Source organism: Bartonella sp. AP21QHHD (assembly GCF_042196205.1).
Taxonomy (GTDB): Bacteria; Pseudomonadota; Alphaproteobacteria; order Rhizobiales; family Rhizobiaceae; genus Bartonella.
Genome location: NZ_JBHIPT010000024.1, coordinates 1 through 11,064, shown reverse-complemented (window position 1 = coordinate 11,064; position 11,064 = coordinate 1). Strand labels below are relative to the sequence as shown.

The following is an 11,064-nucleotide window of genomic DNA, read 5'->3' as shown; positions in this document are numbered from 1 at the left end:
TTACATCATGATTTGCTTTTTATGGTCTATTCATACATGCCAATCTTATATAAAAAATGGTCAAATGAATCATGCATAAAAAGATGGATTCTTGAGTGGATTCATATAAAATAATTGCAAGCAAACTATTGACTTTATTGTGTTTTTTGATATTATACTGAGTAAATCTCTCAGAGAGGTTGTTGCTTTATATCACCACACCTTAAAAGAAGCCATTTCACGGCATAATAAAATAAACAAGACTTTTTAGCACACAACACTTTTATTTATAATAATAAGTTCATTGTTCTCATATTGAGTGAGAAATCTAAAGATCATAAAATACCCTTATTTCAAATCTCTCTCATGTTGAAGCAATCAAAATCATTCGCTTGCACATCACAAGTGAGAGTGTCGTATAAATAAAAACAATTAAACAAAGCAACAAAAAGCCTCCCTCTCTCAAGAACTAAGGACTTTAGCAATATTGGAGGCGAGTAAAGTGTATAATGGCACCGGCTTATACTTTTTATTGAAGTAAAAATGGTGGTGTACAATGGATTTTATATGCTCATAGGGGCTTTTACGTTATACTATTCACGAGAAGCGCCATAAAATAAGCTTCGTTGCATTGAAAAACTTTTCTTTTAAAAAAGCGCGTAAATTGGAAACACAAATGCATTCCGTTTGGGGCATTCTGTTTCTCAGACAAACTCTTTAACTTATTGTGGAATACCATACAATTTTAGAAAAAATATTCCGATATATAACAAAGTGTTCCGCACTCTATACCATCACACACAATTGTAAAACCGCATATCATTCCCCTATTTCACACCATAAAAGAAGATAAACTGCAATAGAAATAATCCAATCCTTTTATTTTCAAATACGCTCTTTATTCATTATTCATAAACGCTCATAAATGAATTTTAATCACAAACGCTCAGAAATATGTCATAAATTCTATAAAACCCATAACAGCCATAGAAATTTTCCATTTTTCTACATACTCACTCATCTCAACTAAACGAACGATAAATAAAGTAAATGCCTCATATATAATCTCACAGAAAAAAGACCAAACAAAATCTATAACATCAGGCTTGTTCTACAGAACAGTATTTCAAAAATATAAGTATGCTAATTTATTAACATATTAATTGATAAAATTATCATTTTACATATTGAGTTAAAATCCCTATGCAATAAATTATTCTCATTTCGACCATTTTTGTAAATAATCAATAAAACTATTTATTTACATAGACTAAAAAGAGCAACGTTAATGAAACGATAAAAAGAAGTAAAATATCCCCCCTCTCTCACATGCCAAAAGCAATTACAATATTCCAATCTGGCATCATCATTATGCTTTCCAGATTATAACAACAAGACCTTTTGCATTTAAATAAACTTTTTCACGCTCCCTATCATTGTATTTGGTAACTCAATACTTTAATATATTAGTTCAGTATGTTTATACAATTAAATTACCCAAAAGAGCATACTTCTTGCATTTACATTCCTTGGTATTCCCTTATCTTGTAAAGATCGCACACGTGTTACGTTACTTCGAGTTCATCAAGTGTATACCCATTCTCCAACCACTCTTTAATCCACTTAGGTCTACGTCCACGCCCATTCCATAATTCCCATTGGTTATTGGGATTTCTATAATGGCGCTCTTTGCTCACAAGATCAGCGATATCAATTCCATGGGCATTAGCAATTTCAAGAATTTTTCGTCGCGCATTTTGCTTTTCCTTTGCTTGCCGTTTTTTTAATTCCACATCGATTTGTGTACGCATCTCTTGTAGTTCATCAAAATTCATATTTTTGAGATCATTCACCTTAATTACTCCCCTTGCAAAAAAGAATATTTTCTTGCCATATTTTAAACACAATTATAGACAATTTCTGTCTATTTATTATCGAAATTAAAATTACGATACATATATCACTTTGACGGAGATGTGCTTTGGACCACAAAGAGCTGTTTATTGGTATATCAATTACCACCACTGCATCTTTTTTCAGTTCAATTGCTGGAACTACTAAATGCAGTGCTCAAGCACCATTACACCTCTCTGACTCTTATGAATCAGTAGTCAAAAGTAAATATAAATCGTCGCTCTATAAGTTATGGCAATACGCAACAAAGAACAAGCCCTCTCTGTATAATGATAGTGTAGTTCATTATGACGAGAAAACCTCCCCTCATACACAACGGCTTTTTACTTCGTATAAATTTTTTTTGAAAAAATTTTTGCAACTAGAGAATTATATAAAACAAACAGCTTCAATACAGTATCAAAGATTATTATTTTTTAAAAGCAGCGCCTTTCTTCGTGATTCCAATAATATTGGTTGGCGTAATGTACTCTATTTTATTCCACACTTTTATCTTGTTGGTTGGATATTCGCATATATTAGAAATATTCTTAGAAGAGAACAAAGCAATAATCACAAGGAATATTCTAAGCTAAACAATCTCATTCTACAAATTTATAAAATCAAAAGACAACGAGAAAAAGCACAACACAGAATTAGCATTTGTATTAATAAAATTCTTCATAATAAGGTGTATTGCTAATGATTGTTCCAGATTTTACATTTTTTGCTGCTGCATACATATCCAATATGCCTCCCATGACATTTTCAGTTGTTGCCGAACAAGAAACGCGGGACAATGTCTATGTAACAGATGATAAAGATAACTTGTTCTATCAATCATCTCAGTTTAAGGGAACAATCGCAACAGCTAAACAGGGTGAACATAATTTTAACATAATCTTAGGGCAAATTGATGTTGGAAATATGAAATTGTTTTCTCTTTTTGATGTGTTTGATTTTTGCAGAAATATTACAGTTGTACAAAACGCTTTAACTTACTGCTATGAACAAACAACATCAAAGTGCATCTTTGAAAAAGCGACTTTGCAGTCTGTGTTGAATTTTTACAATACAGAAAACTCAAACCGCACCCGTATGCAAAAAATTACTTCATATATTGGAGTAAAAGCTGCTGTACGAGGAAATGAAGACTTGCAGGAGCCTATAAAGCTTAAAAAAGAAGAACCAGAACAGACAACTAAAATAGATTCTCTTCCTCTCTCTTCAAAAGGAGAGGAAGATGCATTTACACATAAAGAAAGTAGCGCCCACGATGCTTTTTCAGCTGAAAATTTTTCTTCATCGAGAAGATCGCTGAGTGATGACTGATATTTTCACGAAACCCTAGAATTTTGATAGGATATTATAATGAAAGGTAGATAAGAAAATGTTAAAGCTCTAATTAGTAAGATTGAACAAAATCTCTTCTAATTGAGGGCAAAGATAATGAAAATGATAGAACAAAACAGCGTTGATATAGCATTTAGTCAAAAAGCAGCACGTGAGATTACAGTCGTGATGCTTTCAGAGAGAGAATGGTATTTCACGTTTATTTCCGATGATCCAATCACCGGAAAGCCAAATAAATATACGTTACTTACACAAAGAGGAAAACTAAGAACTTGGGCTGATCCAAAATATCTTTTTAAGTTTCTTCATGAACGAGGGGTCATTTGTGGGAGTTTTAATCTTAATCAGGATAAAGAACATGAAACAATTAAATATTCTTCACACAACAGCTCGTAATAAAATTGCTGCATTTTCTACAGCTTTAACTGTATTTTTTATGACCAATCCTGTATCTGCCCAAGCAGCGGGTTTAGATCCTGCAAAAAAAGCTTTAGAACTGCTTCAAACAGATTTAAAAACGATTATCCCTATCGCTGCTGCCGTAATACTTTTGTGCTTAGCAATTGGTTATGCAGGGCGCTATATCGGAAAAGACACATTTGTACGGTGGGCAATCGGTGTTGTTATCGCTGGTTCAGCAGCTGAACTTGCTGATTTATTATTTAAATCCACCTAATAAATCTTTTGAAACATGAAATGCTTCTTTCGTAAAAAAGAAATTTAGGTTTCACTGCTTTTATTTCACATCAATAAAATTATTCCTTATTTCATGGAAAAACTACTTACGCCAAATGCAATTTGATAAGGTTGAACAATATGAGGACATTAATCAATTTTCAATTGAACGATAATAATAATAAAATTATCGCAACCTCTGCAGCTTTAACTGTATTTTTTATGAACAATCCCGTATGGGCTCAAGCAGCACAAGGTTTGAAAAACGCAGATACAGCTTTAAAAGCGCTCCAAAAAGACTTGAAAGGAATTATCCCTATTGCTGCTGCCGTTATACTTTTGTGCTTAGCAATTGGCTATGCAGGGCGCTACATCGGAAAAGATACATTCGTACGGTGGGCAATTGGGGTCGTTATCGCTGGTTCAGCAGCTGAACTTGCAAATATGTTATTCATAAAAGCGTAATGAGAATGACTATTAAAGTTATACTGTATAAAATATCTTTTTATTCTAAAGAACAATTTAAATTGAGATCAACAATATGAAACAATCAAAAATTCTTCAAACAATAATTCGGAATAAAGCTACTAAAACTTCTGCAGCTTTAACTGTGTTTTTTATGTCGAATCCTGTGTATGCTCAAGCAAAATTAACAAATGCAAAAACTGCTTTAGAGGGACTCCAAACAGACTTAAAAACGATTATCCCAATTGCTGCTGCCGTTATACTTTTGTGCTTAGCAATTGGCTATGCAGGGCGCTACATCGAAAAAGATACATTCGTACGGTGGGCAATTGGGGTCGTTATCGCTGGTTCAGCAGCTGAACTTGCAAATATGTTATTCATAAAAGCGTAATGAGAATGACTATTAAAGTTATGCTGTATAAAATATCTTTTTATTCTAAAGAACAATTTAAATTGAGATCAACAATATGAAACAATCAAAAATTCTTCAAACAATAATTCGGAATAAAGCTACTAAAACCTCTGCAGCTTTAACTGTGTTTTTTATGTCCAATCCTGTGTATGCTCAAGTAACATTATCAAATGCAAAAACTGCTTTAGAGTCTTTACGGGACGACCTCATTAAAAATATTATCCCTATTGCTGCTGCCGTTATCCTCTTGTGCTTAGCAATTGGTTATGCAGGGCGCTATATCGGAAAGGATACATTTGTGCGCTGGGCAATTGGCGTTGTTATTGCTGGTTCAGCAACCCAACTTGCTACAATGCTATTTACAGGTAAACCATGAATAAATATAATACAAAATGTTTTTAATGTAAAAACTCATCTAATAATTATTAACATAGAAAAATGCTATTCTGTTTATAATATTAAATATAAAGCATTCATAAGAACTTAATACGAGTAAAATATGCAAAAACTAATCAACCTTAAATCAAAAAATAATAAGAAAATCGCCACATTTTCTGCAGCTATGACCGCATTTTTTGTAACAAATCCTGCATATGCAGCGTTAAATAATGCTAAAACAGCTTTAGAAACTCTCAAAACAGATCTTACTACCAATATTATTCCTATTGCTGCTGCTGTTATACTTTTGTGCTTAGCAATTGGTTACGCAGGACGCTACATTGAAAAGGATACATTTATACGATGGGCAATTGGTGTTGTTATCGCTGGCTCAGCAACCCAACTTGCTACAATGCTATTTAAACAATGAATAAATATAATACAAAATGTTTTTAAGGTGAAAATTCATCTAATAATTATTAACATGGTAAAATGCTATTTCATTTATAATAGTAAATACAAAGCATTCATAAGAACTTAAGAAGAGTAAAATATGCGGAAACTAATTAATCTCCAATCAAAAAATAATAAGAAAATCGCTACACTTTCTGCAGCTATAGCTGCATTTTTTATAACGCATCCTGCATATGCAGCAATAGATAATGCTAAAAACGCTTTAGGGGCCCTGAAAAAAGATCTTATTGATAATATTATCCCTATCGCTGCTGCCGTAATACTTTTATGCTTAGCAATTGGTTATGCAGGACGCTACATTGAAAGGGATACATTTATACGATGGGCAGTCGGCGTCGTCATCGCTGGCTCAGCAACTCAACTTGCTACAATGCTATTTACAGGTAAAGCATGAATAAATATAACACAAAATGTTTTTAAGGTGAAAATTCATCCAATAATTATTAACATAGTAAATACTATTCTGTTTATAATGTTAAATATAAAGCATTCATAAGAACTTAATACGAGTAAAATATGCAAAAACTAATCAACCTTCAATCAAAAAATAACAACAGAATCATTGCAATTTCTGCATCTATAACTGCGTTTTTTATAACGCATCCCGCATATGCAGCAATAGATAATGCTAAAAACGCTTTAGAGGCTCTGAAAAAAGATCTTATTGATAATATTATCCCTCTCGCTGCTGCCGTAATACTTTTATGCTTAGCAATTGGTTACGCAGGACGCTACATTGAAAGGGATACATTTATACGATGGGCAGTCGGCGTTGTTATCGCTGGCTCAGCAACCCAACTTGCTACAATGCTATTTACAGGTAATCCATAAGTAATTATAATACAAAACGTTTTTAATGTAAAGACTTACATAATAATAAGAGTAAAATATGCAAAAACTAATCAACCTTAAATCAAAAAATAACAATAAAATCATTGCAATTTCTGCATCTATAACTGCGTTTTTTATAACGCATCCCGCATATGCAGCAATAGATAATGCTAAAAACGCTTTAAATGCTCTGCAAAACGATCTTACTACCAATATTATTCCTATTGCTGCTGCTGTTATACTTTTGTGCTTAGCAATTGGTTACGCAGGACGCTACATTGAAAGGGATACATTTATACGATGGGCAGTCGGCGTTGTCATCGCTGGCTCAGCAAGCCAGCTTGCTCAAATGCTATTTACAGGTCGAGCATAAATTAGTATAATACGTAATGTTTTTAATGTTCGTTGATTATAAATTTGTACCAGTAATAATATCGCTCATACTACGAAAAAAGGAATATTATTTATAGTAACTTTAATTAAAAGGGGATAAAAGATATGAAACAATTAAATACGCTTCAATCAAAAATATGTAAGATTAGTGCTATTTTTATAACTTTGATTATGTTATTAATAACTCAATCTGCATATGCTCAGACGGAAACAAAGAGTTTAGATGTTTTCATAGGGATGCAATATGGATTAAGTATAATTATTCCTATCGTTGCTGCTATCATTCTTTTATTACTTTTGCTTATTTATATATTTCGTATTATCGCAAGAGCTACATTTATGCGATGGGCATTCAGTGTCATTATTGCTGGTGCAGCTTTTTATATTAGCCACATATTATTTCACCTCCAGTGACGAGAACATTCCATGAAATCGCAAGAAAAAAAAGAATTCCCCCTATTCAAGGGAGCAACACGTGTTCCAACGATATGGGGTGTCCCCATGATGCCATTTATCGTTATGGTTATGGGGGTTGCTGTTATTGCTATGACAGTAAGTATCTTTTTGTGGATTATAGCACCTCCATTATGGTTTATTATGGTGCAAATTACTAAAAACGATGATAAGGCGTTTCGTATCTGGTGGTTATGGATCGATACTAAATTTCGCAATCGCAACAAAGGTTTTTGGGGCGCATCAAGTTATAGTCCCTCTGATTATAGTAAAAGGAGATAAACATGACAGCTGTTGAAAGCAGCAAACGCCTTGCATCAGAGACACCTGTAAGCCTGTTTCTGCCTTATTCACATCATATTACAGATACGATTATTTCTACTAAAAATGCGGAATATTTGTCAATTTGGAAAATTGATGGGCGTTCGCATCAAAGCGCTTCAGAAGAAGATATTTTTCAATGGATAAAAGAGCTTAACAATACTCTACGGGGTCTTGCATCAGCCAATTTATCATTTTGGACGCATATTGTGCGCCGCCGTGTTTATGAATATCCTGATTCAACATTTGATCAAATGTTTTGCTATCAACTTGATGAAAAATATCGACAAAGCTTTACTGGTTATAATTTGATGGTCAATGATTTATATCTGACTGTCATTTTTCAACCGATAGCGGATAAAATTATGTCGTTCTTTTCTAAACATGAACGTGAAACGCTTGATCAAAAAAAGATGCGACAAGACACATGTATCAAAGAACTCAATGACATCAATCGTACTTTAGGCCAATCTTTAAACCGTTACGGTGCAGAACTTCTTGGTGCTTATGAAAAAAATGGGCATGCTTATTCTTCTGCACTTGAATTCCTTGGAATGCTTGTCAATGGTGAATATCGCCCTATGCCAATTTGCCATGACCGTTTTGCTGACTATATGTCTGTCAATCGACCTTTTTTCTCAAAATGGGGCGCTCTTGGTGAACTGCGAACAACCAGTGGAATGCGTCGATTTGGAATGCTTGAAATTAAAGAATATGATGCAACAACCAAACCAGGACAATTAAATGTTTTGTTGGAAAGTGACTTCGAGTTCGTATTGACGCAGAGCTTTTCAGTGCTCTCCCGACATGCTGCTAAAGACTATTTACAACGGCATCAGCGTAATCTTATTGATGCACGAGATGTGGCAACGAGCCAAATTGAACAAATTGACGAAGCACTAAACCAGCTTATCAGTGGGCATTTTGTCATGGGAGAACATCACTGCACATTGACGATCTATGGTGATACAATTCAACAAGTTCGCGACCATATGGCCAAAGCAAGTGCAGCATTACTAGACGTTGCGGTACTGCCCAAACCTGTAGACTTAGCGATAGAGGCTGGCTATTGGGCACAACTTCCTGGCAATTGGAAATGGAGACCACGTCCTGCTCCGATTACATCATTGAACTTTTTGTCATTTTCATCTTTTCATAATTTTATGTCAGGAAAACCCACTGGCAACCCATGGGGACCAGCCGTCACAATTCTTAAAACAACCAGTAAAACACCGCTTTATTTCAACTTTCATGCCTCCAAACTTGAAGAGGACTCGACAGATAAACGTTTACTTGGTAATACCGCACTTATCGGACAATCTGGTTCCGGTAAAACCGTGTTACTCGGCTTTTTGTTAGCACAAGCACAAAAATTTAAGCCGACAACTGTTGTTTTTGATAAAGATCGTGGCATGGAAATTGCCATTCGCGCGATGGGTGGAAAATATTTAACATTCAAGCCAGGCAGAAAAAGTGGTTTCAATCCTTTCCAACTCCCACCCACACAAGAAAATCTTATTTTTCTGAAACAATTTGTTAAAAAATTGGCAGAAGCTGGTGGTGAAGTCACGCATCACGACGAAGAAGAAATTAACAAAGCAGTTATGTCTGTTATGAGTGCGAACATTGACCGATCACTCCGTCGTTTGTCCTTTCTAGTACAATTTTTACCAAATCCACGTTTAAGTGATTATAATGCTCACCCATCTGTTCATGCTCGCTTACTAAAATGGTGTGAAGGTGGTGATTATGGGTGGTTGTTTGATAATCCCCATGATGCTCTTGATCTCTCAACACATCAAATTTACGGCTTTGATATCACGGAATTCTTAGATAATTTTGAAACTCGCACTCCAGTGATGATGTATTTGCTTTACCGCACAGAAGGCATGATTAGCGGACAGCGGTTTATGTATATCTTTGACGAGTTTTGGAAGCCTTTGCAAGATCCGTACTTTGAAGATTTAGCCAAAAATAAACAAAAGACCATCCGTAAACAAAATGGTATTTTTGTTTATGCAACACAAGAGCCTAGCGATGCCTTGGAAAGTAATATTGCCAAAACACTCATTCAACAGTGTGCAACTTACATTTTTCTAGCCAATCCCAAAGCAAATTATGAAGATTATACAAAAGGCTTTAAACTAACAGATGCCGAATTTGAACTCGTTAAAGGACTTGGTGAGTTTAGTCGCCAATTCCTCATTAAGCAGGGTGATCAATCTGCGCTTGCAGAACTGAATCTTGGTAAATTCCATCTGACACGCGATGGAAAAACCATCGAACACGACTTTAGTGACGAGCTCTTAGTGTTATCAGGAACGCCTGATAACGCAGAGTTAGCCGAAAGCATTATCGCAGAAGTTGGTGATGATCCGGCAATATGGTTACCAATTTTCTTACAGCACGCAAAAAATGACAGGAGGGAAACATGAAAAAAAAGGTCATTTCAATAGTAGTTGTAATAACTTTAGGGATTTCAAACCCAGCGATGGCTTGGGTTTGGGGGGCTGGGGCGGCGGATTTATCGGCATCCGTTCCAACGAAGTGGCCCAATTTTTTTGGAAGTTCATCTTCAAATACATCAAAGTCTAAAAAAACTCCACAGCAAAAGAAAGCGCCACCTGATGCCCAACTTCTCGATATGCTAAAAAAACACCTTGAGGAAGTAAAAAAGATACACGAGTCTATAACGGGAAGCCAAAAATTCGATACTAAAAAACTTAAAAATGTACAAACAGATCACAATAGTTTTTTTCTCAAAAATCCAGAGAATCTCTACAATAGAAATAAACCTTCTGCTCTATCTACATCACTTGAAAATATTTTAAAAGAAGAAGAAATTCCTGTCAGTATCCATGAATCTAGCAGTTTTATCAACAAGCGTATCCAATATGCAGCCATCACTGATAAAGCCGTAAGTTTAAAAACTTTTCAAGAAGCAAACAATCGTTTTCAGCAAATTGAAGAACTATTAAACGAAATCACAACAACAAAAGATCTAAAAAGTATTGCCGAGTTACAAGCACATATAATTGGAATGCTTGCTATGCTACAAAATGAAACAGCAAAACTACAAATGGTTACACATTTACGCAATGCTGAACATACACTTATCAAACAACAGAAAGATAAACATAACATAAAAATTTTGAATAGTAAAAACACGAACATGCCTACCATAAGATTTATTAGGTAAAGCTTTTTGTAGCAATATTTTGTATATTATTTTTCCTGTATGCTCGTAAAAAGAAAAAGTTAATGCGTAATACTCAATTCTCTCTCATAGATCGAAAAGGTCTACGAAGTTTCATTTTATCCTTAAAAAAATTCAACGAAAAATGCTTAAAAAGCATATAAAAAGTTGAAAATTCGTTAAAGAGGAATTCCATGGACTTTACAGTTTTCACGCAACTTTTCGATAAAATTAACCAGGT

The 11,064-nt window shown here is 34.5% G+C and carries 15 protein-coding genes; 14 read left to right on the top strand and 1 reads right to left on the bottom strand.

Going from position 1 to position 11,064, the window contains the following annotated elements; translation table 11 throughout:
- Positions 1 to 1,544 precede the first annotated feature (1,544 nt).
- Positions 1,545 to 1,832 carry an H-NS family nucleoid-associated regulatory protein gene (locus tag ACFIMC_RS02550; protein ID WP_015857007.1) on the bottom strand — a complete coding sequence of 96 codons (288 nt, stop codon included), beginning with the start codon at positions 1,830 to 1,832 and terminating at the stop codon, positions 1,545 to 1,547.
- A gap of 799 nt (positions 1,833 to 2,631) precedes the next feature.
- On the opposite strand from ACFIMC_RS02550, the gene ACFIMC_RS02545 reads away from it, so the two are divergent.
- From ACFIMC_RS02545 to ACFIMC_RS02480, 14 genes are all read left to right on the top strand, one after another.
- Complete coding sequence (locus tag ACFIMC_RS02545; RefSeq protein WP_375685635.1) at positions 2,632 to 3,204, top strand: TrwN protein; 573 nt, start codon at positions 2,632 to 2,634, stop codon at positions 3,202 to 3,204.
- Between the two features lie 117 nt (positions 3,205 to 3,321).
- A complete protein-coding gene (gene korA / locus ACFIMC_RS02540) occupies positions 3,322 to 3,621 on the top strand; it encodes a KorA family transcriptional regulator (protein ID WP_015857010.1) in 300 nt (99 codons plus the stop codon).
- Positions 3,584 to 3,901, top strand: a complete 318-nt coding sequence (gene trwL / locus ACFIMC_RS02535) for a VirB2 family type IV secretion system major pilin TrwL (RefSeq protein WP_375668652.1) — start codon at positions 3,584 to 3,586, stop codon at positions 3,899 to 3,901. The genes korA and trwL (ACFIMC_RS02535) overlap by 38 nt, the downstream gene beginning before the upstream one ends.
- A gap of 140 nt (positions 3,902 to 4,041) precedes the next feature.
- Positions 4,042 to 4,365, top strand: a complete 324-nt coding sequence (gene trwL / locus ACFIMC_RS02530) for a VirB2 family type IV secretion system major pilin TrwL (protein WP_375668651.1) — start codon at positions 4,042 to 4,044, stop codon at positions 4,363 to 4,365.
- Between the two features lie 76 nt (positions 4,366 to 4,441).
- Positions 4,442 to 4,756 carry a VirB2 family type IV secretion system major pilin TrwL gene (trwL, locus tag ACFIMC_RS02525; RefSeq protein ID WP_375685633.1) on the top strand — a complete coding sequence of 105 codons (315 nt, stop codon included), beginning with the start codon at positions 4,442 to 4,444 and terminating at the stop codon, positions 4,754 to 4,756.
- A 76-nt stretch (positions 4,757 to 4,832) separates the two neighbouring features.
- On the top strand, positions 4,833 to 5,153 hold the full coding sequence (trwL, locus tag ACFIMC_RS02520; protein WP_375668650.1) for a VirB2 family type IV secretion system major pilin TrwL: 321 nt from the start codon (positions 4,833 to 4,835) through the stop codon (positions 5,151 to 5,153).
- A gap of 123 nt (positions 5,154 to 5,276) precedes the next feature.
- Positions 5,277 to 5,585, top strand: coding sequence for a VirB2 family type IV secretion system major pilin TrwL (gene trwL / locus ACFIMC_RS02515; RefSeq protein ID WP_375668649.1), 309 nt, complete (start codon positions 5,277 to 5,279; stop codon positions 5,583 to 5,585).
- A gap of 123 nt (positions 5,586 to 5,708) precedes the next feature.
- Entirely contained in the window at positions 5,709 to 6,023 is a 315-nt protein-coding gene (trwL, locus tag ACFIMC_RS02510; protein ID WP_375668648.1) for a VirB2 family type IV secretion system major pilin TrwL, read from the top strand.
- Between the two features lie 122 nt (positions 6,024 to 6,145).
- A complete protein-coding gene (gene trwL, locus ACFIMC_RS02505) occupies positions 6,146 to 6,460 on the top strand; it encodes a VirB2 family type IV secretion system major pilin TrwL (RefSeq protein WP_375680879.1) in 315 nt (104 codons plus the stop codon).
- Between the two features lie 58 nt (positions 6,461 to 6,518).
- Positions 6,519 to 6,833 carry a VirB2 family type IV secretion system major pilin TrwL gene (trwL, locus tag ACFIMC_RS02500; RefSeq protein WP_375680880.1) on the top strand — a complete coding sequence of 105 codons (315 nt, stop codon included), beginning with the start codon at positions 6,519 to 6,521 and terminating at the stop codon, positions 6,831 to 6,833.
- Positions 6,834 to 6,958: 125 nt separating this feature from the next.
- A complete protein-coding gene (locus ACFIMC_RS02495; RefSeq protein WP_375613867.1) occupies positions 6,959 to 7,267 on the top strand; it encodes a conjugal transfer protein in 309 nt (102 codons plus the stop codon).
- Between the two features lie 12 nt (positions 7,268 to 7,279).
- On the top strand, positions 7,280 to 7,588 hold the full coding sequence (locus ACFIMC_RS02490) for a type IV secretion system protein VirB3 (RefSeq protein ID WP_375613868.1): 309 nt from the start codon (positions 7,280 to 7,282) through the stop codon (positions 7,586 to 7,588).
- A 2-nt stretch (positions 7,589 to 7,590) separates the two neighbouring features.
- Positions 7,591 to 10,062: a VirB4 family type IV secretion/conjugal transfer ATPase gene (locus ACFIMC_RS02485; protein WP_375613869.1), complete on the top strand. Its 2,472-nt coding sequence runs from the start codon at positions 7,591 to 7,593 to the stop codon at positions 10,060 to 10,062.
- Complete coding sequence (locus tag ACFIMC_RS02480) at positions 10,059 to 10,826, top strand: type IV secretion system protein (RefSeq protein ID WP_375672154.1); 768 nt, start codon at positions 10,059 to 10,061, stop codon at positions 10,824 to 10,826. The genes ACFIMC_RS02485 and ACFIMC_RS02480 overlap by 4 nt, the downstream gene beginning before the upstream one ends.
- The last annotated feature ends 238 nt before the right edge of the window (positions 10,827 to 11,064 follow it).

Coding starts and splice junctions, on each gene's coding strand:
- ACFIMC_RS02545 (WP_375685635.1), top strand. CDS start 2,632: ATGACATTTTCAGTTGTTGCCGAACAAGAAACGCGGGACAATGTCTAT.
- korA (WP_015857010.1), top strand. CDS start 3,322: ATGAAAATGATAGAACAAAACAGCGTTGATATAGCATTTAGTCAAAAA.
- trwL (WP_375668652.1), top strand. CDS start 3,584: ATGAAACAATTAAATATTCTTCACACAACAGCTCGTAATAAAATTGCT.
- trwL (WP_375668651.1), top strand. CDS start 4,042: ATGAGGACATTAATCAATTTTCAATTGAACGATAATAATAATAAAATT.
- trwL (WP_375685633.1), top strand. CDS start 4,442: ATGAAACAATCAAAAATTCTTCAAACAATAATTCGGAATAAAGCTACT.
- trwL (WP_375668650.1), top strand. CDS start 4,833: ATGAAACAATCAAAAATTCTTCAAACAATAATTCGGAATAAAGCTACT.
- trwL (WP_375668649.1), top strand. CDS start 5,277: ATGCAAAAACTAATCAACCTTAAATCAAAAAATAATAAGAAAATCGCC.
- trwL (WP_375668648.1), top strand. CDS start 5,709: ATGCGGAAACTAATTAATCTCCAATCAAAAAATAATAAGAAAATCGCT.
- trwL (WP_375680879.1), top strand. CDS start 6,146: ATGCAAAAACTAATCAACCTTCAATCAAAAAATAACAACAGAATCATT.
- trwL (WP_375680880.1), top strand. CDS start 6,519: ATGCAAAAACTAATCAACCTTAAATCAAAAAATAACAATAAAATCATT.
- ACFIMC_RS02495 (WP_375613867.1), top strand. CDS start 6,959: ATGAAACAATTAAATACGCTTCAATCAAAAATATGTAAGATTAGTGCT.
- ACFIMC_RS02490 (WP_375613868.1), top strand. CDS start 7,280: ATGAAATCGCAAGAAAAAAAAGAATTCCCCCTATTCAAGGGAGCAACA.
- ACFIMC_RS02485 (WP_375613869.1), top strand. CDS start 7,591: ATGACAGCTGTTGAAAGCAGCAAACGCCTTGCATCAGAGACACCTGTA.
- ACFIMC_RS02480 (WP_375672154.1), top strand. CDS start 10,059: ATGAAAAAAAAGGTCATTTCAATAGTAGTTGTAATAACTTTAGGGATT.